Source organism: Microvirga arvi (genome assembly GCF_016892765.1).
Lineage (GTDB): Bacteria > Pseudomonadota > Alphaproteobacteria > Rhizobiales > Beijerinckiaceae > Microvirga > Microvirga arvi.
Genome location: NZ_JAFEMD010000014.1, coordinates 65747 through 87917, shown reverse-complemented (window position 1 = coordinate 87917; position 22171 = coordinate 65747). Strand labels below are relative to the sequence as shown.

The window sequence follows — 22171 nt, the reverse complement described above, 5'->3', positions numbered from 1 at the left end:
GTTTAGAGTTTTCTGAGGCCCGCAAACAGGTCGGCGAAGGGCGAGCCAACGCGATAGAACACCGGTGGCTGACCAAAGGGGGCAAGTACGGTCACGTCTCTTCCGCCAGCGAACGTCTCGGCAGTCCAGACATGAACCCACTCCGCTCCTGCCGGCAGATAGGTACTCCATTCAGTCTTTCCAGCTTGTGAGACTGGCGCGACGAGCAGGTCAGACCCGTAGAGATAGGCATCCTGGATGGCATAGGTCCGGGCGTCATCCTCGAAATGGAGGAAGAGCGGCCGCTGCACCGGCAGCCCTCGCGTAGAGGCCTCCGCCACGAGGGATTTCAGGTAGGGCACGAGATGAACATAGACCTGTGTCATCCGCGCGAAATGGGCCAGCACCTGCGGGTTCTGATCGATCTGCAGGTTGTCGCGCGGACGGTTGCCCTCGTGGGTGCGCATGACCGGGGTAAAGGCTCCCATCTCGGCCCAGCGCATGATGAGCTCTGCCGTGCGCACATTTCCGAAGAGGCTCGTGTAGCCGCCGATGTCCGAGTGATGATAGGCATTGCCGATGAGCCCCGATGAGAGGGCGCCGGAGATAACGGTCACAAGGCCATCGTGGCGGGTGAAGTCGACCGACTGATCACCCGCCCAGAGCAGAGGGCAATGCCTCTGGACACCAGTGAACCCGGCGCGCATGAAGAACAGGATCTCGCCTGTCTTTCCCCTGCTCTCGACGGCGCGGGCATTCACCTCGGCCCAGAGCGTCGGCCAGGCATTGTGCATGACTTTGGCATCAACGCCGTTGGCGAGCTTCACATCGATGGGAAGATACTCGCCGAAATCGGCCATCCACCCGGAGAGCCCATAATCGAGCATGTTCCGACCAATAACGCGCTCGGCGAACCAAGCCGCCGCCTCCGGGTTCGTGAAATCGACAACACCGCAATCGAACTCGCCGAAATCGACAAAAGCCGTTTGCCCGTTCTCGTCAGTCGCAAAATAGCCCGCAGCTTCCGCCTCCGGGAACAGGGAGCCGTCGATGGCGAGGTAGGGGTTCACATAGCCAAGGAAGCGGATGCCGCGATCTTCCAGTTCGGCGATGCGCTGGCACAGCGCCGGATAGCGATCCTCATTCGCCTTCCAGTCCCAGAAGAGACGCGCGCCGAAGGACGTATGGCGAAGCCCTACCCAATCCTCGCACCAGAGTCCGGAAACCTTCGTGCCGGCTGCGATGATGTGTTCGAGCCGCTCGAAGGAATTGGCCCCGTCCTTGAGCCCGATGATCGCCCCGCCATAGACCCAGTCCGGCAATGGCGGCTGGCGACCGAAGCGCTCGGCCATGGCCTCGACGAGAGAAATGAACGTCGGGCGAGCGGTCAGCTCGATCCGTTCCGGCACGGCCCAGACCTCAATCTCGTGAAAGTCTTCGCGACGGAAATCGAATGCCGAATAGGCGGTCGTCTCCACATGCAGCGCATAGTGCCGCGATGAGAGATAAGTCGGCTGCGGATAATTGGTGTTCCAGTAATCACCGCCCGACCTGCCGGTGATATCTGCCTTGAAGGTGATTTCAGTGGTCTTGTCGCGGCCCACACCAGGCTCGGAGGTCCATAGGGGAAACCGCCGGCCGCGCATGTCGAAATACGACATCTGTTCGCCGCCACCCCAGACATGCTCGCGCTCCTCCGCCTCGACGCGGAGCCACACGCGATTGATCGAGGCATCGTCGGTCTGGAACGCGATGATGCCGTCCCGTCCATCGACTGAGGCCTGAAGGGTCAACCGAGCCGGCTGACCCGGTGCCGCCGAGAAGGCAATTTCCGAACCGGATACGACGGCGTGCACCAGCGGCGTGCGCTCGATGACGTAGTCCTCAATGTCGAAGTTGCCGCGATACATATCCATCCTGGCGTCGCCCTGACCGACGAACAGGCATGGGGTGTCGCTGCGGTGGCGCAGCATCAGCCTGCCGTCGAGAACGAGGTCGAAGCCGTCTGGATTGGTCTGGATTCTCATGGCAATCTCAATTTTGCGTCAGGCCGGCGTCGACAATGAAATTCGCCCCTGTGCAGCCGCCGCTCTCGTCGGATGCGAGGAAGAGCGCCATCCTGGCCACATGGCTGGCATCGAGCCGGAACTTCAGAGCTTGTAGATCGAGGAACTGCTGGTTCATTTCCGGCGTCAGCCAGAGCTTTTTTTGCCGGTCTGTGAGAATCGCGCCCGGCAGGATGCAATTCACTCGGATACCCGCAGGCCCCAACTCGCGTGCAAGCGTTCGCGTCATCCCGTTGATCGCCGCCTTGGCGGTCGTGTACCCCACCATACCGGGACGCCCACGCATCCAGGAAATAGAGCCGAGCATGATGATCGATCCGGCACCGCGCGCGGCCATGCCCTTAGAGACCGCCTGCGTTGCGAAGAACTGATGATCGAGATTGAGCGCCAGCGCGCGGCGCCAGTAATCGGGCTCCACCTCGGCCATGTCGTGCCGGTCGTCTTTGCCGGCATTATTGACGAGAACATCCACGCTGCCGTGGTCATTCTCGATCCCGGACAACACGGCGCGGAGGGCTGCAATGTCGGTGACGTCGCAGGCGTAGAATCCCGCGCCAGTTTCCTTCGCCAAGGCTTCGCCCGGCTCCCTTTCGATGTCGATAAACGAGACGCGAGCGCCTTGAGAGACGAAGGCTCTCACCATCTCCTCGCCGATCCCGGACGCCCCGCCGGTGATGATGACGGACCGGTTGGCAAGGGAGCGATATTGGGCAGCTGTGTAATCGAACGACATGGCAATGCAGCCTTAAACGGAAATATCGAATTCGTATTCGGGCAGTCCCGGCACATCAACCGGCATGGCGAACAGGCTGCCGGAATGCGGAAAGACCGCCAGCTCATCCTCGGAACGGCCGGTGCGGGCAGAGGTCACATACAGCGTTTTCAGATCAGGGCCGCCGAGGCAGACCATGGTGGGGCACCGGGCCGGAACGGGATACTCGGTCAGCAGGCGCCCCTCTGGAGAATAGCGCTGGATTCGTCCGCCTTCGAACAGGGCGGTCCAATAGCAGCCCTCCGCATCCACCGCTGCACCGTCGGGGCGACCCTGGTCGGTTTCCGTAGGCTGGAGACGCGCAAACCGAGTCTTGTCCTTGGCCTCCCCCGTTGCTGGATCGTAGGTGTAGCGCCACACCGTGAAGGTGGGCGTGTCCGAGTGGTAGAGGGCGCTGCCATCGGGTGAGAAGGCAACGCCGTTGGAGGTCAGAAGACCAGAGGCCAGCATTGCCAGCCCACGAGAGTCATAGCGGTAGAGATGCGCTCTGCCGCCCTCCTTGGGCTCATCGATGGTGCCGGCCAGGAAGCGTCCTGCTGGATCGACGCGCCCATCGTTGAACCGGCTCGTGCGCTGGTCCTCCGGGTTGTCGGCGAGCTTCTGTGTGCGGTTGCCATCGATATCGAGCAGCCAGAGGCCCGATCGGAAGCCAGCGATGAAGCCACCACCTCTTCGGAGCCCGATGCATCCGATCTCCTCGGGCATGGGAAAGGTGCGATGCGCGCCGGTTGCGGGCACAAAGCGGTGGAGTGCCCTGCCCTTGATATCGACGAAGTAAAGCGCCTGCTCCTCAATGGACCAGACAGGGCACTCTCCAAGTTCAGTCCGAACATCGAGCGCAACTTTAAGACTCATGACAAGATCTCCACGCCGAACCGCACCCGCGCCGTCAGACGCTCGCCCGGCCCAAGAACCATCAGGCCGTGGCTAACCGGGTCGGGTCGATTAATGGCGTTGTTCATGTGGCTCACAGGCTCGACGGCAAAGAAATCACGCCCTGTGGGGACATACACCACGAGATGGCCGAAGAGCGGATCGGCCTCGATGTTCAAGGCGGTCTTCTCCTGGGGGTAGGCAATATGAGCTATCCCATTCCAGCTGGCAAAACAGTTGTCGAGATGCGGTTCGCCCAGTTCGCGCATGGCCCGGTAGTTCCAAACCGGTGGAACCGGCATGCTGTCCATCGGAAGCGAGCTCTCGCAGTTTGGATAGACGCGCTCGGCCGCAAACTGCAAACGAACGCCAGGACGTTTCGGAAAGAACGGATGCAGCCCCAAACCAGCCGGCATGGGGCGATGATCCGTGTTCACGAGCATCAAAGTCAGCTTCAATCCATCCGGAGAAAGCTCGAAGATCTGCTCGGCGCGGTAGGCAAAGGGCCAGCCCCACGCGCCATCGCCTTCTGGACGATGGATGAGAACGAGACGGCAGCGTGGTTCTTCGACCTCCGCTACCTGCCAGGGTTTATGCCACGCATTGCCATGGATGGAGTGTGGATGATCGCCGAAGTTCAACGCCAGCCGATGCTCGACGCCCTCGAACGAGAAGCGTCCCTGGGCGATGCGGTTGCTGTAGGGGATGAGCGGATAGCAGCTGGTCTGCCGCACTAGTCCATCGCGCAAAGCCTGCTCTGGGGTCTCTCGCATGAGCGCCGCGTCATCATGCCAGAAGCCCGCGATAGTGCCTCCGATGGATGGCGCCAGATCGAGCTTCAAAGCGCTGCTCCTGAGCGTGACGATCAGGATAACCTCCTCAAGGCTTCAATAGGCCGCGACGGGCGCGACAGGAAAGTGAGCGGCCTCACCCCTGAGAGTGCCGAGCCACTCGGAGGCGCGGCTCGTCATCATGGCAATGTCGGAGGCCACTGCCACATAGCCATAGCCGTAATCGATGAAGCGCTGCACCATGTCGGGATTGGGGCCGACGATGCCGACCGGCTTGCTGGCTTGCTGCGCCATCTTGGCTGCCTTCTCGATCAGGGCTTGGACATCAGGATGTGCAATGTTGCCGATATGCCCCATGGCGGCGGCAAGGTCGCCCGGCCCGACGAACAGGGCATCGATTCCCGGAACAGCGGCAATCTCCGGCAGCCGCTCGATCGCCTCCGGCGTCTCGAGCTGTACGATCACCGCGACCTTATCGTTGGCGCGCTTGAGGTAATCGAAGGCGCGTCCAAACCGTGAGCCGCGATGCACGGCGGCAACGCCGCGCACGCCGTCCGGCGGATACTTCGCGAACGAGACGGCCTGACGCGCCTCCTCCGCTGTCTGGACGAAGGGCAGCATGATCGTCTGGGCGCCCGCATCTAGGACGCGCTTGACGAGCACCTGATCGTTCCAGGCCAGCCGCACGACCGCATCGGCCGGCGTGCAGCCGATGGCGCGCAGGATATGCGCCAGATCCGACACCTCGATCGGCACATGCTCCATATCGACGACGAGAAAGTCGAAGCCGCTGTAGCCCATGGCCTCGGCCGTTGCAGGGGCAGCCGCCATAAGCCAGGTGCCAAGCGGCGGGCGCGGTCCCTGCCCCTTCAGCCAGTCTTTGAAGCGGTTCTCGATGCTGATCATGGCAAAGCCTTTAGAAAATCGATGGCTCGGCCACAAGGCCGCGCGTGGACAGGAAATCGAAGTCGCAGCCTTCGTCAGCCTGGGAGACGTGGCGCTGGTAGAGGGCCGCGAAGGACCGTTCGTAGCGCAAGGCTCCCGGCTTCCATGCGGCGCGGCGGCGCTCCAGTTCCTCCTTGTCAACCCGCATGTCGAGTCGCCCGGCTTCCACGTCGAGTTCCACGAGGTCTCCCGTCTTGAGGAGACCGAGAGGTCCGCCGATTGCAGCCTCCGGCGCAACATGCAGAATGCAGGTGCCGTAATGAGTGCCGCTCATGCGCCCGTCGCAGATGCGCACCATATCGCGCACGCCCTGCTTCAGGAGCTTCTTCGGAATCGGCAGATTGCCCCACTCCGGCATGCCCGGCGCGCCGACAGGGCCCGCATTGCGCAGCACGATCACCGTATCCTCCGTGATGTCGAGGTCGGGGTCGTCGATCGTGCGGTTCATTTCGGCGGGGCTGTCGAAGACAAGGGCAGGTCCGACATGCTTGAGGAATTTCGGGTTGGCTGCCGACGACTTCATGACTGCGCCATTTGGAGCGAGATTGCCACGCAGCACGGCCAGCGTCTTGCCGCGCGAGAGCGGTACGACCGGGTTGTCGTCTCCCCGGATGACCTCGTCGCTCCAGCACTCGGCTCCGGCAATATTTTCGCCTAACGTCCTGCCATTCACGGTCATGGCGTCGCGGTCGAGATGCCGCTCCAGCTTCTTGAGCTGCGCCAAAATCCCGCCGGCGAAATAGAAATCCTCCATCAGATACTCGCCCGATGGGAACAGATTGGCGCAGACGGGCACCCGGGCGGCCATGTCGGACATATCGTCGAGGGTGAGATCGACTCCCGCTCGCCGCGCCATGGCGACCAAATGAACGGCGGCGTTGGTCGACCCGCCGAGCGCCATATAGGCGACAAGGCCGTTGCGGAAGCTTTTTGCATCGAGGAAGCGGGATGGCTTGAAATCCTCCCAGATCATCTCGATGATGCGCTCGCCGCAGGCCGAAGCCATGCGCGGATGACCGCTGTCGGCGGCGGGAATCGAAGACGCGCCGGGAAGCGTGAGGCCCATGGCGTCCACGATGGACGTCATGGTCGAGGCTGTACCCATGGTGTTGCAGGTGCCGATGGAGCGGGTCATTCGGCTTTCGAGATCGACCCAATCGTCCTGGGTGATGTTGCCAGCGCGAAGCTCGTCCCAGTATTTCTTGGTGTGGGTCCCAGCTCCGGTCTTGTGCCCGCGCCATTGCCCGTTCGACATGGGTCCCGCCGGGCAGTAGATCACCGGAATATCCATGCTGATCGCCCCCATCAGGAGGCCCGGCGTGGACTTGTCGCAGCCGCCCAGGAGCACGGCGCCGTCAATGGGGTGCGAGCGCAGGAGTTCCTCGACCTCCATGGCGAGGAAGTTTCGGTAGAGCATGGTGGTAGGCTTCACCATCACCTCGCCGACCGACAGAGCAGGCAACTCCACCGGATAGCCGCCTGCCTGCCAAACGCCGCGCTTCACCGCCTCGGCACGGTCACGCAAATGCGAATGGCAGGGACTGAGATCGCTCCAGGTGTTGATGATGGCGACGACGGGCTTTCCGAGGAACTCCTCCCGCCGTATGCCCATCTGCTGCGTGCGCTGGCGATGCGCAAAGCCGCGCATGTCGTCTGATGCGAACCAGCGCTGGCTCCGCAGTTCCCCGATTGATCGGCGTGTCATCTCAAATGGTCCTTATCCCTTGATGCCACCGGAGGTCAGGCCGGACACGACGCGCTCCTGGAAGATCACGATCAAGACTGCAACGGGCACGATGCCGACGACGAGCGCCGCAGAGATCACCGGCCAGGGGAACGCGAATTCGCCCTGGTACAGCGTGATGCCGACAGGAAGCGTGCGCAGCATCGGATTGGAGTTGAAGGACAGTGCGAGCAGGAACTCATCCCAGGCGTTCACGAAGGCGAGGATGCCGGCCGTGAACACGCCTGGCGCCGAGAGCGGAACCACGACCTTGAACAGGGCACCGATGCGGGTACAGCCGTCGATCATGGCAGAGTTTTCGAGATCGCGAGGAATCCCTTCGAAGAACGACACGAGGATCAAGGTACAGACCGGCAGGCTCAGCACCGTATAGGGCAGGATCAAGGCCACCCAGGTGTTGAGCAGGCCTAGGGCGCGCATGATCTCGAAGAGCGGCACCAGCAGCGTAACGAGCGGGAACGTCGAAACCGCAATAATGGCTGACAGGATGAGGTCTCGCGCCCGCAATTGAAGCCGTGCGAGCGCATAGGCAGCGAGCACGGATATGAAGAGCGTCAGCGCGGTGGATAAGATCGCTACCATAAAGCTGTTGAACAAGAACAACAGCAGGGGCTGGTCCGTGAAGGCGCGTAGGTAGTTGGCAATCGTCGGCGCATGGGGCAGCCACGTAATCGGCTTCACGGTCAACTCAGCTTCCGTCTTGAGCGACGTGAACAAAATCCACAGCGCCGGAAACGTGCCGTTCATGACCAGGATAAAGCCGATCAGGATGCGCAGGGGCTTGCCGGAAAAGATTGAGCGGTTGGCGGTCGTATCGTGGCTCATGGCTGTCACCCCTTGGCCCGGATCATGCGCAGGTAGATCGCCGTCACACCCATGGAGAGGGCGAACATGACGACGGCGAGCGCCGAGCCGTAGCCTAGATCAAGGAAGTCGACCGTGTTCTGGTGAATGTACATGGCGAGGGTGGCAGTGGAGGTGCCCGGGCCGCCGCGCGTCATGGTGAACGGGATGTCGAAAGTTTGCAATGCCGTGATGGTGCGGAAGATCAGGGCCACGACGATGGCGGGCTTGAGCAGCGGCAGCGTGATCTCGAAGAACTGCCTCAAGCGCCCTGCCCCGTCGACATCCGCTGCCTCGTAGAGGGAGCGAGGAATCGTCTGCAGACCGGCGAGAATGATGAGCGCCATGAAGGATGACGTCTTCCAGATGATCGTGAGGCAGATCGCCGCGAAGGCCCAATTGGCCGAGTTGAACCAAATCACGCCCTCGATGCCGAGTCGGCGAAGCACGTCGTTCACGACGCCGTATTCGGAATGGAAGAACCACGCGAAGATCAAGCCCGCGAACGAGAGCGGCAGAGCCCAGGGGATGAGAAGTGAAAGACGAACCGGCCATTTCACGTTGAACGGCAGGTTGGCCATGAGGGCTAGCGCCATGCCGATGAGCAGCGCGCCCGGAACGGTGATGAGGGTGATGAGAACCGTGTTCCAGGTTGTCTCCCAGAATACCGGATCCTCCAGCATGAGAGTGTAATTCTCAAGCCCAGCGAAGGTCGCAGGAACGCCGGAGGTGAGAGACAGGTTCTGGAAACTGGTCCAGATCAGCCGACAGACCGGATAAACGATGATAAGTGTCAACAGGAGCGCCGCCGGCATCAGCAGCAGCACGGCCAGAGTGCCCTCGCTTGGATCGAGGAATCGCGTCCACCACTTCGTGCCGCTCTCGTTGCGTGTGGTCACTAGGGTCGTTTCGCTGGCCATTGCCATCGTCACCATCCTGCCCGGTTGCACAGTTGAGGTGACGGACGCACACAGGCGTCCGTCAGATAGATTTTATTGTTTGCTTTAACGCAGCACGCGACGCAGGCGGCCTTCCATCTGTGTGGCGCCTTCTTCAGGGGTCGACTGGCCGGCCAAGACGGCGTTGACGGTGGTGCGGATAATCTCGCTCACCTCGTTGTAGCGAGGCGTCACCGGCCGCGCCTTGGCGGTTTCCACTACCGGACGGGCGTTGGCGAACCAAGGCACAGCCTTGGTCACATCTGCATCCGTGTAGACTTCCGGAAATTGCGGAAGCAGTGCGGCATTGACCGCCATGAACTCCGAGATCTCGGGACTCGACAGATACTGCACGAACTTCTGCGCTTCGGTCTTGTTGTTGGAATAGGCGGACACACCCCATTCCCAGCCCCCCAGGCAGGAGGCCGGCTGGCCGCCCTGCACCGCCGGGAGCTTCACGACGCCGACCTTGTCCTTCACAACCGATTCGGCGCCCTGGAACTGGCCCCAGGCATAAGACCAGTTCACCGCAAACAAAACGTTGCCGGCCTGGAATTCCTTGCGGGTGTCGTCAGTGGCCACTTCGGCGATATTCTTCTTGGCAACGCCCTGATCGACGAAGTCCTTCCACAGCTTCAGCGACTTCACGGCAGCATCCTTGTCGAAGGAGAGCTTGCCATCGGAAACGAGCTGCTTACCCATGCTCCAGTAAGGCAGGAGGAAGGTGCAGACGGCACCTTCGATCGCCTTGCCCTGGAAGGAAAGCCCCTGGAGGTTCGGGTCCTTTTCGGCGTTGGCGACTTTCTTGGCGGCCGCCGCAAGCTCGTCCCAGGTCTGCGGCGGCTGGATGCCGTGCTTCTCGAGCAGGTCCTTGCGGTAGTAAAGGAACATGGCATCGGCGAAAGCCGGCAGCGCGACGACCTTGCCGTCGACCGTGTTGGCCTCGGCATAAGCCGGGAGATAGCGCTTCATTGAGTTGGCGGCATCGCTGCCAAGCACTTCGTTGAAGGGTACGGTCCAACCCGCCGCCGCATATTGTGCCGGGCGGATCACATCGAGGATCATGACGTCAAGCGAGGAATCCTTCGCGGTCATCACGGTGTTGAGATACTGCGCCTGCTGCTCTGAGGTGTTGCCGCCGGTCTCGATCGTCACCTTCACGTTCGCGTTCTTGGCCTCGTAAATGTCGAAGGCCTTGCGCCATACGTCAGGGCGGTGCTGGCTCGAGACGAAAACCTGCAGATTGGTCTGTGCCGTCGCGATGGATGACGACAGGGTCACGGCCGCACCCGCCAGAAGCAGTGTCATGGTTGTCTTCAGAGTCATCGTTTCCTCCGTGGAAGTTTGACAATGTCGGTTCCTTACCGGCATCCTTTGTTGACCTGCGCTTTTCAGACGAGGGCCTTTTCCGTTGCCGCATCGAACAGGTGGATTCGTGATGGATCGACACCGATGGAGAGAGTTTCGCCCGGGCTTGGCCGCATCTCCGGCGCGACACGTGCCGTCAGCATGGACGAGCCAAGAGCGAAGTGGATGAGCGTGTCGGAGCCTAGCGGCTCAACAACCTGCACTTGGCCTGACAGGGCATGGCCCTCGCCGGCCGGCATGAAGTGCTCAGGCCGGATTCCGACAATGACATCACGGCCCTCCAGGCCACCGGGTTTCAGGGCCAGGTGGCCTTGGAGCGGAATGCCGGCCCCACCATCGAACATCACCTGTCCGCCGCGGATCGTCCCCTTCGCGAAGTTCATCGCAGGCGAGCCGATGAAGCCGCCGACGAAAACGCTGGCTGGCGAGTTGTAGACCTCATCCGGCGTGCCGACTTGCTCGATCTCACCGCCCTTGAGGATCACGATCCGGTCGGCAAGGGTCATCGCCTCCACCTGATCATGGGTCACGTAGATGATGGTGGTGCCGATGGCCTGATGGAGGCGCTTGATCTCGGTGCGAACCTGGCCGCGCAGCTTGGCATCCAGGTTGGAGAGCGGTTCATCAAAGAGGAATACCTGGGGACGTCGCACGATGGCGCGCCCCATGGCCACGCGCTGGCGTTGACCGCCAGAGAGCTGGCTGGGTTTCCTCTCAAGAAGCTGAGTGATTCCGAGCATCTCGGACGCCTGGGTGATGCGCGGCTTGATCTCGGCAGACGGAATTCCGCGTACCTTCAGGCTGAACGCCATGTTCTCATAAACGGTCTTGTGCGGGTAGAGCGCGTAATCCTGGAACACCATGGCAATGTCGCGCTCACGGGGCGGCAACTTGTTCACCACCCTCTCGCCGATGCGGATCTCGCCGCCGCTGATGCTTTCGAGACCTGCAAGCATGCGCAGGGTCGTCGACTTGCCACAGCCCGATGGGCCCACCAGCACCACGAACTCACGGTCGGCAATTTCCAGGTTGATGCCCTTTACGATCCGAAGTGCACCGTAGTTCTTCTCAAGCTTGCGGAAGCTGACAGACGACATGCTCCCTCCCTGTTGCTTTGCAGCGCGCTCAAATCCGTCACGCCTGCGCAGATGCCCCTGCGACGAGTCCCAGGCTTTTGGCTCAGTAGGCTTATCATAGCGCTACGATAAGGCTTATGCAAGAAGCATCCAAGGGGATTTTCGAACAGGAAAATAAGCGATTTTGGAGTTCGGGAGGCGATATTTTCTTTGAATTGCGCCCCATAGCCGCTATACTGACGAGAATGATTTTATCGTAGCGCTACGAAAGAGGAGACTGATGGACGCGAGCAGTGACTTGCAGAATCGCGTACCTAGGAAGCGGCGCAAGATGCAGCGCGTGACCATGATGGATGTGGCCAAGCTCGCCCAGGTCTCCCCTTCCACTGTCTCGCTCTACCTTCGCAAGCCTGGCGCCGTTTCCCCTGCGGCAGGTCAGGAAATTGCTCGTGCCATCTCGACCCTGGGCTATGTTCCCAATCTCGTGGCGGGGGGGCTTGCGGCTGCGTCCTCGAAGGTGGTCAGCATCATTGTACCCTCGATCCGCAATGCCTTCTTCGCTGAGACCGTGTCGACCATCCAATCAGAATTGTCGGCAGAAGGCCTGCAGGTGATTCTCGGTCACAGCGAGTATGGCGAGGATCAGGAGGAGGCTCTGGTTCGGACTGCCCTGTCCTGGGCCCCGGCCGCCGTTGTCCTGACAGGACTGTCCCATAACGCCGAAACCCGAAAGCTTCTCCAAGCGAGCGGCGTGCCTGTCGTCGAGATGTGGGAGATTGGTGGGAAGCCGATCGACATGGCCGTGGGATTTTCACACCCGCAGGTCGGCGCATCTGCGGCCCGGCATCTCCTGTCGAAAGGGCGCCGAAGCCTAGCCTTTCTAGGGGCCCGCATGCAGGAAGATCATCGCGCGGCCAAGCGCGCAAGCGGTTTTGCCGAAGAGACGAAGCGCGCAGCAGAGCCGGCAACCTGTGAGATCATCAATCATCCCGGCGCAGCCACGGTCGAGGCGGGATCGCTCCTGTTGAACCGTGCCCTCCGCCAGATTCCGAATCTCGACGGCATCGTATGCTCGAATGATCTGATCGCCTTGGGAGCTCTCTTCGAGTGCCAGCGCCAGGGGGTTGCCGTGCCAGAGAGGGTCTCTTTGGTCGGCTTCGGGGACCTCGATTTCAGTGCCTCGTGCATTCCGTCCCTGACGACGATCCGCCCCTCCGGAGACCTGATCGGGCGAGAAGTCGCTCGCCTGATCCTCGCCAGCATCCATGGTGAACGCCCCGAAGGCACCTCGCTTGTCGTCGATACGGGCCATGTCCTGATCGAGCGGCGGAGCTCTTAATCAGGCCCTGCTTCTGATCAGGAATTGACGGTCCGGGCTCCAGACTTCATAGCCAGCAAAATGTCTGAAATGACCCTAGGTGAATACTTTCCAACGCCATCCAAATGTGATTGTCTGATCACATAAGAGACGCAGAAAGCGTACATAGGGAGGTATAACGAGCGTGGACGGCACTGTCTTGCCCGCGATCGATGTCGATCATCTTCAGGTGAGCTATGGCAGCCAGCAGGTGCTGCATGGCGTCAGTCTTTCGATCGCCTCCGGCGAATTCGTGGCCATTCTTGGCTCCTCCGGCTGCGGAAAAACAACCCTTCTTCGGACGATCGCCGGTTTCCAGAAAGCCTCCGGTGGCAGCATCCGCCTTTCCGGTCGCGATGTGGTGAATGTACCGCCCGAGAAGCGGGGCATGGCCATGATGTTCCAATCTTATGCTCTTTGGCCTCACATGACCGTTCTCGGCAATGTCGGTTACGGCTTGCGCCTCAGGGGCGTGCCAAGAGAAGAGATCCGGGCCCGAGTTGCCTCTGTCCTCAAAATGCTGAACCTGTCGGGCCTCGAAAACCGCAAGGTAACGGCTCTCTCGGGCGGCCAGCGTCAGCGCGTTGCCCTGGGACGGGCGCTGGCCATAGAGCCTCAGATACTTCTGCTCGACGAACCTCTTTCCAACCTCGACGCCAAGGTGCGGATCCAACTGCGCTCGGAAATCAAGTCGCTCCAGAACCAGCTCGGCTTCACCGCGCTCCATGTCACCCACGACCGGGAAGAGGCCATGACCATGGCGGACAGGATCGTCGTGATGGAAGCCGGACGGATCGCCCAGGTCGGGACGCCGAAGGAAGTTTACGACCAGCCAGCCTCTCCCTTCGTAGCCAGCTTCATGGGAGCTGAGAACACGATCAGCCTCGACGTTACGCCTGCCGGATCGGGTGTTCAGATCAGGGCAGACGATGGGAGCATGGCATCGTGCATCGACTCCGTTCCGATCGGAGCCGTCACAGCCTACTTCCGCGATGATGTGGCATCCCTCGAGGACCCTGCTGCCCGCATCGACGGATCCATCATTCTTCCCGGACGGATCACGCAGAGAACCTACCCGGGCGGATACTACAGGTACGTGGTTGCTATCGGCGACCGTCATTTTTCCGTGACAGACGACAGATACCACGAGCTTGACCGTCCGGTCGGCCTGCGCCTTCCGGTGGCTTCGCTACATCTGTTCCCCACTGAACAAACAAAGGGAGGACTTCATGCATAAAGGCTTGCTGGCTGCTGGTTTCGCAGCAGTTTTGATGACGAGCGCGGCGAGTGCGCAGACACTCAATGTTGCTACCGCCGGCGACCAGAACATGGTCGATTACATCAAGGACTATCTCGGTCCGATGTTCGAGAAGCAGCACCCAGGCGTGAAGGTCGTCGCTGTCGGGACGGGTCCGGGCGATGGCGGATCGCAGAAGATCTATGAGAAGCTCGAAGCCCAGAAGAGCGCCAACGCTCCGTCGGACTTCGATGTTGTCGTCGTGCACCAGAAGGCTGCCGGTACGATGGTACAGGGCAGCTTTCTCAAGAAATACCGTGACAGCCTTCCGACAGGGAAGTTGGTGAGCCGGGATACGGCCAACAACTCGCTCGGCGCCGACGTGTCGGGCTATGTCATGCCGATGTTCCACTCGCAGACTGCGCTGGCTTATAATCCGGACCTGATCAAAAACCCGCCGAACAGCTATGCGGAGCTGCGCGATTGGGCGAAGAAGAACCCGAAACAATTCGGCTATAATGGCATCAAGGGCGGTATGTCCGGTGTAGCCTTCGTCACGGGCTGGGTATCCGCGTTCGGCGGCGATGCGGCGAAGCTGGAGAAAGGCCCATACGATGCCGCTACCAAGGCCACCTGGGATAAAGCCTTGGCGGACTTGAAGGAATTCAACCAGAATGTCGTGATCACCCCCGGCAATGCCGGTACGCTCGACATGCTCAACCGTGGCGAGATTGCCATGGGTCCGGTATGGGTCGACATGTTCTATACCTGGAAGGCCGAAGGCAAGATTCCACCGAATATGCGGTTGAAGCTCGTATCGCCTGGGATGCCCGGTCAGCCTATGTATTATGCCATTCCCTCCAAGACACAGAACGAAAAGCTGGCGGCCGAGTTCATTGCATTGGCAACGAGCCCGGAGGTTCAAGCCGATGGCATCGTGAAGCGTTTCAACTGGTACCCAGGCATCGACGCCCAGAACCTTGAAGGCAAGCTCGATAAAGCCGCTTGGAATGCTCTCTTCGCCGATATCACGCCGGAAGCTCTCTCCTCAAACGGCAAGCCCTTCCCCATCAGTCCTTACTTCAATGACATTCTCGAAAGCTACGAGAAAAAGGTCGCGAACTAAGATCTGTCTCCGGGCGGTTATAGAGCATAGCCGCCCGGCTTTCTTTTGAAGCCGGCTCCCAACAAGAGCGATATGACATAGAATCATGGCGAGACCCTCTTTCTTTGGCCTTCTTCTTATTGCGCCGGCTCTGGCAATGATCGGAGCACTGTTCCTCTATCCTTTAGGCTATTCGTTGGCGACCGCCTTTACGGATCCGGGAAGCGGCTTTCTCTCGCTCGTTCATTTTGAGAAAGCTTATGAGCTCTATTCGACCGATATTGCCTTCACGCTCTTCATCGTCATCGTATCCACGCTGCTGACCGCCCTGATCTCGATCATCATCGCAGGAATCCTGACGCTCAGCGAAACACCATGGCTGGTGACCGCACTCCGCAATCTCTATCGCTGGCCCCTCTTCATCCCATTCATCGTCGCAGCTCAATGCATGCGTACATTCCTAGCCAAGAACGGCCTCATGAATAATTCCCTCGTGGGACTTGGGCTCATGGAGCCACTCCAGGCCACAAGCTTTCTCGACTGGCGCGGTATCATCATCACCTTCGTCTGGAAGCAGGTGCCTTTCGTAACGCTGATGTTGGCAGGTGCCATGGCATCCATTGATCGCGCCACGATCGAAGCCGGACGCAATCTTGGTGCCTCACGGCTGCGGGTCCTGATCGAATTGGTCCTGCCACAAGTGGCTCAGACACTGCTCGTCGGCCTTGTGCTGTCCTTCGTGACAATGCTCTCAGTATTGTCGGTTCCCATGATGGTCGCAGGATCCCAGCCGACGATGCTCACCGTGGACATGGCATTCCGCATCAACTCATACGGCGATTACGGCACGGCCAATGCACTCGGCGTAATTTCCTATCTGATTGCCGGTACGGTTGCCTGGATCTATCTCCGTCACAACATGAAGCGTGAGGCGCAGGCATGACTGCGCCAATGTGGTCCTCTCCAACGCGTGTCAACGCATTGCCCACTCTGTCGCCTGGGCAGGCTCCTTCGGTGCTCAGATTGCGATCCTGGTCGCTCGGCTCGACCATCCTCAAAATCATCGGGCTAGCAATCTTTGCTTTCCTGCTGTTCGGGCCCTTGGCCAATCTCGTCCTGTGGTCAGTGGCAGAGAGGTGGTACACACCGTATAAACTGCCGGTGACCTATGGCATGCGCTATTGGGAGACCGTGTTCCGTCCAACCGGTGACGCCATGGCGTCGCTGCTGACGAGCGTCAGCATTGCATGCCTGACGGTGATGGTCGCTCTTGTGGTCTCGGTGCCTGCAGGTTACGCCTTGGCGAGGCTCAAGCTGCCCTGGCGCACGGCTTTGATGATCCTTTTCCTGCTGCCGCAGGCATTCCCATCTGTGGCGATTTACATCAACGTGGCGCGCGTATTCTATGGGCTTGGTCTCACCGGAACGATTACGGGGGTCGTGCTTGTGCACGCTGCGCACGGCCTCGTCTACTCGGTCTGGATTGCAGCTGCAGCTTTTGCAGCAGTCGATAAGGACCTCGAACTGGCAGCCCGCAACATCGGCGCGTCGCCTCTGCGTACCTTCTTCACGATAACCCTGCCGCTAGCCTCGCCGGGCATTATGGCAAGCGCCATCTTCGTCTTCCTTGAGTCCCTGGACGAGTTCACCGGCACATTCTTCGTCGGCGTGCCGCAGGTCACAACCCTACCGCTGCTGCTCTACAACGCCAGCATGGGAGGCAACTACCAGATTGCCTCAATTACAGCTCTGATCCTGCTCGTTCCTTCGGTGCTGTTCATGCTCGTGATCGAACGCTTCCTCAAGGCCGACGTATTAAGCAAGGTCGGTCAGTGAGTATGGCGGACATGCTCAGGATCATTACCTGGAACATCCAATGGGGCTTAGGCATCGACGGCAGGGTCGATCTCGGGCGGCTGATAAGGGAAGCCCGCAATCTTGCCGATTTCGACATGCTTTGCCTGCAGGAGGTCTCGGCTAACTTCTCGAACCTTGAAGGCAACGACGGAGCGGACCAATTCACCCGGATTGCAGCCATGCTCCCGGGTTTCGCAGCGTTTGAAGGTGTTGCTCTCGACATCCCTGACGGTGCAGGAGGCCGCCGACGGTTCGGAAACATGATCCTGTCGCGCCTGCCTGTGGCGCAGGTCTTGCGTCACACATTGCCATGGGAGGCTGCTCCAACCCGGAACATGCCCCGGCTTCTCCTGGAAGCCACAGTAGAAACCCTGGCGGGTCCGCTGCGCGTCATGACAACTCACCTGGAATACTCATCCGACAAGCTGAGACGTGCGCAGGTGGAAGGCATTCGCAACGTCCACCGCACGGCCCATGACCGGGCCGACACCCTTCGGGAAAACGGCCCTGGCACCTATGAGTTGCTCCCGACGGCATCGTCCGCAATCCTGACCGGCGACTTCAACATGAAGGCCAGAGATCCAACCAAGATGCGTTTGTCCGACCCTTTCGAGTCTGGCGCGCCGGCTCTTGTTGACGCATGGGAAGCTGTGAATGGCGACAGCGACCATCCTCCATCTTTTTGCCTCTACGATCAGAGGAACGGGCAACCCCATTGCTGCGACTTCATGTTCGTCACCGAGGATCTTGCACCGAGGATCCGCCGGATCGTCTATGACCAGGCCTCCCAAGCCTCCGATCACCAGCCCGTGCTGTTGGAGCTCGACCTAGGCTGACATCGCCGGTCTCCAAAGGCGAGACGAGAACGCAACCATATGGTTGCGAGCTCTAATTTTTGGGCGCCGTCGTTCCGGCATTGGCGGCAGGAGCTTCGGCGGGGTTGCCGGGATTGCTCATCTGGCGACCGCGGACTTCCTCTGCCTGCTTCTGAAGCTCCTCCTGGATCTTTTTCTGCTGATCGGCCAGCACTTGGGGATCGATGGGCGGCCCGTCGAAGGCTTTGCCAAAACCGGTTGTCGGCACCATGAAGGTAACCTCCTTCCCCGCTTGATTTTGGGCGCTCACACTTAGGATAGAACCCTTTTTGAGGGCAGCCACGAAGTCATCTTTCACCAAAGCCTCGGCGAAGCAGCCGTGAGGGACACACGTGGCGTAACGGCCTGAGGCCGGCTGGCTCTTGTCCACCGTAATCCGAATGCCAGGGGGCACAAGGAGGCCAAGCGGCATCATGATCCGCATCGTTTTCTGTGCCCCCTTCCCCTTCGCGTCGTAAAGGGCCACTGCAACGATCCTTTGTCCCTTGTCGGTAACGAAGTCGCGCGTGGTATAGCAGGTCTGATCCTTGGCATTCTGATCTGGCCCACAAACCTTGGTCCATTCCGGTTGGAACGGTGCCGCCTTAAGCTCGACAACAACCGTGGCGGGAGTTTGAGGCTGGGCCTTTTGGTCTTTAGGCGCAGGCTGCTTCGGCTTTGCGGTCGAACCCGAAGCTTGAGCTAAACAGGGCAAGGGACTGAGCGCCAGTACCGTAGCTATAGCTGAACCTGCAAGACGGGAGGTCAATGGCATCTCAGGTGGGCTCCTCTGGATCAAGCCTGCTCTCATAGGGTTCTTGCCCTATCAAAAGGCTCTAAAGGGTCAAGCCATCTCTTAATTCAGCGAAGATGGGCAAGAATATGAGCATAGGCATCTGAGGGAGCACTAAAAGCTTTGCAGAGCCTAAAGCTCGGGAGGCACGGTTATGGAGGCCAGATGGGTTTGGGATGCGAGCCGGATGGGTGCATTGACCGCTCCATAACCCCGGTAGCGGCGCCGCTCCACAATCTCGAAGAAGAAACCGCCTTCCAGGGTCTTCGTATAGGCTTGGAAATACTCGGCCTCGCCTTCTCGATCGTACAAAACGTTGTTGGCACGAAGCCGCTCGACATCATCGGCGGAGAGGTCAGTTCTGACTTCGAGATCATCATAATAGTTCTCGGGGATGGGCAGGAGATCGACCCCGTGTTCTTTCAGGCTTTGCACGGTCGCCAGGATGTCGCTCGTGGCCAGCGCTATGTGCTGGACTCCCGAACCGAAAAGCTCGTTCAGAAAGCGCGAGGACAGGGTGCGCTGGCTCTGGGATGCATTGAGGATCAGCCGTAGCGACCCGTCATGGGTCTCGATGGCTTGGCTCTGAACCACACCTCCTGGGTCGATTACGGTCTGAACCGGAGTCTTCCGCACTTCGAGGAGCGAGCCGTAGAAAAGGAGCCACGTCAGCATCTCCTCGTAATGCATAGACTGAGAGATGTGATCGACTGTGACCAGTCCCGCTCCGGCGAAATCGCTCACTTCGGTGGGTTCGAAATCAACGTCCCAGAGCCGGTCGAGTCCGGTCTTATGGTCCACGAAATACAGAAGACTGCCGCCAAGGCCACGAACCGCCGGGATGTTCAACTCGCCGGGCCCAACCGGCTGCTGAAAAGGTTGGTCCAAGAGCGTGGTGGCACGTTCGACGGTTTCCGGTGCGTCATTGACCCGGAGAGCCAGGGCGCAGACCGAGGTGCCGTGCGTGATGTTGAAGGAATGGGCGAAACCCTCCTTGTCTGCATTCACGACAATGTTGATATCTCCCTGGCGCCAGCGGTTTACAGCCTTGGAGCGATGGTGTCCGGCCTTCTGGAACCCGAGCCCGCTCAAGGTTCGTTCAAACCCGACCACACTGCGCTCATCCACGGCGAATTCGACAAATTCTACGCCGGAGCAGACAGCTTTGGGTGGCAGTTCCGCAAGTTCAGGCAGAACCACTCCTGTCCGGCGGAGCTCGTCGAGCATAACGATGAGCGAGCGATGCCCGTCGATGGCGACGCTGCGTGCGGAACCGGCCCTAAAGCGGTCGTTGAAGATCTCCAGGGAGAGTAGGCTGTCGAAACCTGTTGCGCCGAGCGCATTCATGAACTCTCCAATGGGCAGATCTCCCTGCCCCGGGAAGCAGCGGTAATGCCGGCTCCAGGATAGGTAGTCCATGTCGAGCCTCGGCGCATCGGCCATCTGCACGAGAAATATCTTGTCCGATGGAATGGAGCGGATCGCAGATAGATCCGTCCCGCGCGCCAGCACATGGAAGGAATCGAGCACGAGGCCCACGGCCGGATGGTTGGCGCGCCTCACAACCTCCCAGGAATCGCGGTAATCGTGGATGTGACGCCCCCACGAGAGGGCCTCGAAGGCCACGCGCATGCCGCGCTTGGCAGCCCGCTCGCCGAGTTCGTGGAAGTCAGCCGCCGCTCGTTCGATCCCGCCCAGCGAGTCTGGCGAGACGTTGCTGCACACCATCAGGAGATCGCAGCCGAGTTCCTCCATGACGTCGAACTTGCGTTCAGCCCGGGCAAAAACCTTCGACCGTTGCGGTTCGGGCATGCCTTCGAAGTCGCGGAACGGCTGAAAGGTGACTGTCTCGAGCCCAAGGCCCTCAATCATGCGCCGAGCATCGGCCGGCGTGCCGTTGAAGGACAAGAGGTCGTTCTCAAAGATCTCCACGCCCTTGAATTGGGCAGCCGCAATGGCCTCGATCTTCTCGGTCAGGGTGCCGCTCAGGCAGACGGTGGCAATGGCGGTGCGCATGCTTGTCGATCCATTTAATCTTATATGCAGGAGCGTGTTGTCGTACCGGCCTGCTCCTTTATTCTTCAGCTGATCGTTCCCGTAGCGAGCGCATGCTCGACGCCACCGGCGACATGGCGTGTAAGCACTTCGCAGGCACGTGCCGCGTCCCGCTTCAGGGCATATTCCATAAGGAGTGCATGTTCCTTGGCAGCAATGTCACCGCGATAGCTCAGTGCGATCATTTGGTAACGCAGGTACTTGTCGAAGACGGCAGCATGGTTGTCGATCAGCATCTTCGATCCGCAGGCGGAGATCAGCGCTTGGTGGAACTGCCAATCGTACCGCTTCCACTCCTCTGTATGGGCTCTGTCGCCTTGGGCCATCCGCGCCTCCATACGAGCGAGTCGGTGGTGTGCAGCAACGACGCGGCCCTCCCATTCCATGTCGCCTGCCCGGAAGGACTGCTCCAGCGCGCGGCATTCGAGAAGCTGTCGGAGTGCTGCGATCTCCCTTAAATTCGCGATCGAGACAGGCGTCACCTCGAAGCCTTTCTGTCCCTCGGCGACTACGAGCCGCTCGGAATGCAGGCGGTTCAGGATTTCCCTCAGCGTGCTGACGCTGACACCGTAATCGGCCTTCAATCTCTCGAGCTTCAGCTTCTTGCCAGGAGGCAGGCGGCCGAACACGATATCGGACCGGATCTTCTGGTAGGCGCTTTCACCGATCATGTTGGGCTGAGAGATCATCAGAAGTTGGTCGCTCATGCCAGCGCTCCGCTCTTCAGCGTATAGGCCACGCATCCATTCACATGCCGTGTGAGAACATCACAAGCTTTACCGGCATTACGCGTCAGGGCGCAGTCCAACAGTTCCCTATGCTCTTCAGCGGCGATCTCTCCGCGAAACACCACGGCTACCATCTGATAACGGAGATACTGGTCGAACACACCGCCATAGAGATCGAGCAGGGTCTGGGAGCCGCACGCTTCGATCAGGGATTGGTGGAACTCACGGTCATAGCGTTTCCAAAGCTCAGTGCCCTCCTGATCTCCGGCCAGCATCCGCCGTTCCATGAAGGCGAGCTTGTGATGCGCGGCTACGACGCGGCTTTCCCATTCCAGATCGCCGGCTGCAAAGGCCAGGGGCAGCGCGTAGGTCTCCAGGAGCAGCCGCATTGCCGCGACATCCTCGAAACCCTCAGGTGATACGGGGGCGACCCTAAACCCGCGCTGTCCCTCGGCGATGACGAGGCTCTCCGATGAGAGGCGGCTCAGGATCTCCCGGAGGGTACTCACGCTCGCGCCGTAGTGGCTCGCTAGCCGGTCCAGACGAAGCCGCAGCCCTGGAGCCAGACGGCCGAATATGATGTCAGCCCGAATCCGGTCATAGGCGCGGTCGGCAATGGATGTCGCCATCAATTCGATGCTCATCCCGTCACCGCCCTGTCTTGAGCCAATATCATGCGGGCCTCCCTGACCCAGTTCCTTTCAAAGGATCTTGATTCATATGTTAAAATTCAAAATATCAGATGATCTGTAAAATGCCTATTGATTTTGCGAACCTCGGAAGAGATAGT

20 protein-coding genes are annotated in these 22171 nt (G+C 60.1%); 6 read left to right on the top strand and 14 right to left on the bottom strand.

Going from position 1 to position 22171, the window contains the following annotated elements; all coding sequences use genetic code 11:
• Window positions 1-2: 2 nt before the first annotated feature.
• From ILT44_RS11040 to ILT44_RS10995, 10 genes are all read right to left on the bottom strand, one after another.
• Window positions 3-2006 carry an alpha-glucosidase gene (locus ILT44_RS11040; RefSeq protein WP_204239626.1) on the bottom strand — a complete coding sequence of 668 codons (2004 nt, stop codon included), beginning with the start codon at window positions 2004-2006 and terminating at the stop codon, window positions 3-5.
• A 7-nt stretch (window positions 2007-2013) separates the two neighbouring features.
• On the bottom strand, window positions 2014-2778 hold the full coding sequence (locus ILT44_RS11035; protein WP_239468093.1) for an SDR family NAD(P)-dependent oxidoreductase: 765 nt from the start codon (window positions 2776-2778) through the stop codon (window positions 2014-2016).
• Between the two features lie 12 nt (window positions 2779-2790).
• Window positions 2791-3672: an SMP-30/gluconolactonase/LRE family protein gene (locus tag ILT44_RS11030; protein ID WP_204239624.1), complete on the bottom strand. Its 882-nt coding sequence runs from the start codon at window positions 3670-3672 to the stop codon at window positions 2791-2793.
• The gene (locus tag ILT44_RS11025; RefSeq protein WP_204239623.1) at window positions 3669-4532 is read right to left on the bottom strand and encodes an aldose 1-epimerase; all 864 of its coding nucleotides are present in this window, start codon (window positions 4530-4532) and stop codon (window positions 3669-3671) included. Before ILT44_RS11025 ends, ILT44_RS11030 begins: the two co-directional genes overlap by 4 nt.
• Window positions 4533-4577: 45 nt before the next feature.
• Window positions 4578-5387: an HpcH/HpaI aldolase family protein gene (locus ILT44_RS11020; RefSeq protein WP_204239622.1), complete on the bottom strand. Its 810-nt coding sequence runs from the start codon at window positions 5385-5387 to the stop codon at window positions 4578-4580.
• Between the two features lie 10 nt (window positions 5388-5397).
• Window positions 5398-7131 (bottom strand): L-arabinonate dehydratase, encoded by a 1734-nt coding sequence (gene araD / locus ILT44_RS11015; protein WP_204239621.1) that lies wholly within the window; start codon window positions 7129-7131, stop codon window positions 5398-5400.
• A 12-nt stretch (window positions 7132-7143) separates the two neighbouring features.
• On the bottom strand, window positions 7144-7995 hold the full coding sequence (locus ILT44_RS11010) for a carbohydrate ABC transporter permease (protein WP_204239620.1): 852 nt from the start codon (window positions 7993-7995) through the stop codon (window positions 7144-7146).
• A gap of 5 nt (window positions 7996-8000) precedes the next feature.
• On the bottom strand, window positions 8001-8933 hold the full coding sequence (locus ILT44_RS11005; protein WP_239468110.1) for a carbohydrate ABC transporter permease: 933 nt from the start codon (window positions 8931-8933) through the stop codon (window positions 8001-8003).
• An 84-nt stretch (window positions 8934-9017) separates the two neighbouring features.
• Entirely contained in the window at window positions 9018-10277 is a 1260-nt protein-coding gene (locus ILT44_RS11000) for an ABC transporter substrate-binding protein (protein ID WP_204239618.1), read from the bottom strand.
• A 65-nt stretch (window positions 10278-10342) separates the two neighbouring features.
• Window positions 10343-11416 (bottom strand): ABC transporter ATP-binding protein, encoded by a 1074-nt coding sequence (locus ILT44_RS10995; RefSeq protein WP_204239617.1) that lies wholly within the window; start codon window positions 11414-11416, stop codon window positions 10343-10345.
• Between the two features lie 259 nt (window positions 11417-11675).
• Between ILT44_RS10995 and ILT44_RS10990 the strand changes: the two genes are divergently transcribed.
• The 6 genes from ILT44_RS10990 (at window position 11676) to ILT44_RS10965 (ending at window position 17787) form a co-directional block, all read left to right on the top strand.
• Window positions 11676-12734 carry a LacI family DNA-binding transcriptional regulator gene (locus ILT44_RS10990; RefSeq protein WP_204239616.1) on the top strand — a complete coding sequence of 353 codons (1059 nt, stop codon included), beginning with the start codon at window positions 11676-11678 and terminating at the stop codon, window positions 12732-12734.
• 163 nt (window positions 12735-12897) lie between these two features.
• The gene (locus tag ILT44_RS10985; protein WP_204239615.1) at window positions 12898-13989 is read left to right on the top strand and encodes an ABC transporter ATP-binding protein; all 1092 of its coding nucleotides are present in this window, start codon (window positions 12898-12900) and stop codon (window positions 13987-13989) included.
• The gene (locus ILT44_RS10980; protein ID WP_204239614.1) at window positions 13982-15115 is read left to right on the top strand and encodes an ABC transporter substrate-binding protein; all 1134 of its coding nucleotides are present in this window, start codon (window positions 13982-13984) and stop codon (window positions 15113-15115) included. Before ILT44_RS10985 ends, ILT44_RS10980 begins: the two co-directional genes overlap by 8 nt.
• A gap of 85 nt (window positions 15116-15200) precedes the next feature.
• Entirely contained in the window at window positions 15201-16037 is an 837-nt protein-coding gene (locus ILT44_RS10975) for an ABC transporter permease (RefSeq protein WP_204239613.1), read from the top strand.
• Between the two features lie 80 nt (window positions 16038-16117).
• Window positions 16118-16930: an ABC transporter permease gene (locus ILT44_RS10970; protein WP_239468108.1), complete on the top strand. Its 813-nt coding sequence runs from the start codon at window positions 16118-16120 to the stop codon at window positions 16928-16930.
• A gap of 11 nt (window positions 16931-16941) precedes the next feature.
• The gene (locus ILT44_RS10965) at window positions 16942-17787 is read left to right on the top strand and encodes an endonuclease/exonuclease/phosphatase family protein (RefSeq protein WP_204239611.1); all 846 of its coding nucleotides are present in this window, start codon (window positions 16942-16944) and stop codon (window positions 17785-17787) included.
• Between the two features lie 52 nt (window positions 17788-17839).
• Here ILT44_RS10965 and ILT44_RS10960 read toward each other — a convergent pair whose 3' ends face one another.
• From ILT44_RS10960 to ILT44_RS10945, 4 genes are all read right to left on the bottom strand, one after another.
• Entirely contained in the window at window positions 17840-18580 is a 741-nt protein-coding gene (locus tag ILT44_RS10960) for an invasion associated locus B family protein (RefSeq protein WP_204239610.1), read from the bottom strand.
• Window positions 18581-18730: 150 nt separating this feature from the next.
• On the bottom strand, window positions 18731-20614 hold the full coding sequence (locus ILT44_RS10955; protein ID WP_204239609.1) for a bifunctional sugar phosphate isomerase/epimerase/4-hydroxyphenylpyruvate dioxygenase family protein: 1884 nt from the start codon (window positions 20612-20614) through the stop codon (window positions 18731-18733).
• Between the two features lie 65 nt (window positions 20615-20679).
• Complete coding sequence (locus ILT44_RS10950; protein WP_239468091.1) at window positions 20680-21360, bottom strand: GntR family transcriptional regulator; 681 nt, start codon at window positions 21358-21360, stop codon at window positions 20680-20682.
• Window positions 21357-22025: a GntR family transcriptional regulator gene (locus ILT44_RS10945; RefSeq protein ID WP_204239608.1), complete on the bottom strand. Its 669-nt coding sequence runs from the start codon at window positions 22023-22025 to the stop codon at window positions 21357-21359. Before ILT44_RS10945 ends, ILT44_RS10950 begins: the two co-directional genes overlap by 4 nt.
• Between the last annotated feature and the right edge of the window lie 146 nt (window positions 22026-22171).

Bases quoted from the DNA above. Each gene is read 5' to 3' on its own strand.
- ILT44_RS11040 (WP_204239626.1), bottom strand. From the start codon at position 2,006: ATGAGAATCCAGACCAATCCAGACGGCTTCGACCTCGTTCTCGACGGC.
- ILT44_RS11035 (WP_239468093.1), bottom strand. From the start codon at position 2,778: ATGTCGTTCGATTACACAGCTGCCCAATATCGCTCCCTTGCCAACCGG.
- ILT44_RS11030 (WP_204239624.1), bottom strand. From the start codon at position 3,672: ATGAGTCTTAAAGTTGCGCTCGATGTTCGGACTGAACTTGGAGAGTGC.
- ILT44_RS11020 (WP_204239622.1), bottom strand. From the start codon at position 5,387: ATGATCAGCATCGAGAACCGCTTCAAAGACTGGCTGAAGGGGCAGGGA.
- araD (WP_204239621.1), bottom strand. From the start codon at position 7,131: ATGACACGCCGATCAATCGGGGAACTGCGGAGCCAGCGCTGGTTCGCA.
- ILT44_RS11010 (WP_204239620.1), bottom strand. From the start codon at position 7,995: ATGAGCCACGATACGACCGCCAACCGCTCAATCTTTTCCGGCAAGCCC.
- ILT44_RS11005 (WP_239468110.1), bottom strand. From the start codon at position 8,933: ATGGCCAGCGAAACGACCCTAGTGACCACACGCAACGAGAGCGGCACG.
- ILT44_RS11000 (WP_204239618.1), bottom strand. From the start codon at position 10,277: ATGACTCTGAAGACAACCATGACACTGCTTCTGGCGGGTGCGGCCGTG.
- ILT44_RS10995 (WP_204239617.1), bottom strand. From the start codon at position 11,416: ATGTCGTCTGTCAGCTTCCGCAAGCTTGAGAAGAACTACGGTGCACTT.
- ILT44_RS10990 (WP_204239616.1), top strand. From the start codon at position 11,676: ATGGACGCGAGCAGTGACTTGCAGAATCGCGTACCTAGGAAGCGGCGC.
- ILT44_RS10980 (WP_204239614.1), top strand. From the start codon at position 13,982: ATGCATAAAGGCTTGCTGGCTGCTGGTTTCGCAGCAGTTTTGATGACG.
- ILT44_RS10975 (WP_204239613.1), top strand. From the start codon at position 15,201: ATGGCGAGACCCTCTTTCTTTGGCCTTCTTCTTATTGCGCCGGCTCTG.
- ILT44_RS10965 (WP_204239611.1), top strand. From the start codon at position 16,942: ATGCTCAGGATCATTACCTGGAACATCCAATGGGGCTTAGGCATCGAC.
- ILT44_RS10960 (WP_204239610.1), bottom strand. From the start codon at position 18,580: ATGCCATTGACCTCCCGTCTTGCAGGTTCAGCTATAGCTACGGTACTG.
- ILT44_RS10955 (WP_204239609.1), bottom strand. From the start codon at position 20,614: ATGCGCACCGCCATTGCCACCGTCTGCCTGAGCGGCACCCTGACCGAG.
- ILT44_RS10950 (WP_239468091.1), bottom strand. From the start codon at position 21,360: ATGAGCGACCAACTTCTGATGATCTCTCAGCCCAACATGATCGGTGAA.
- ILT44_RS10945 (WP_204239608.1), bottom strand. From the start codon at position 22,025: ATGAGCATCGAATTGATGGCGACATCCATTGCCGACCGCGCCTATGAC.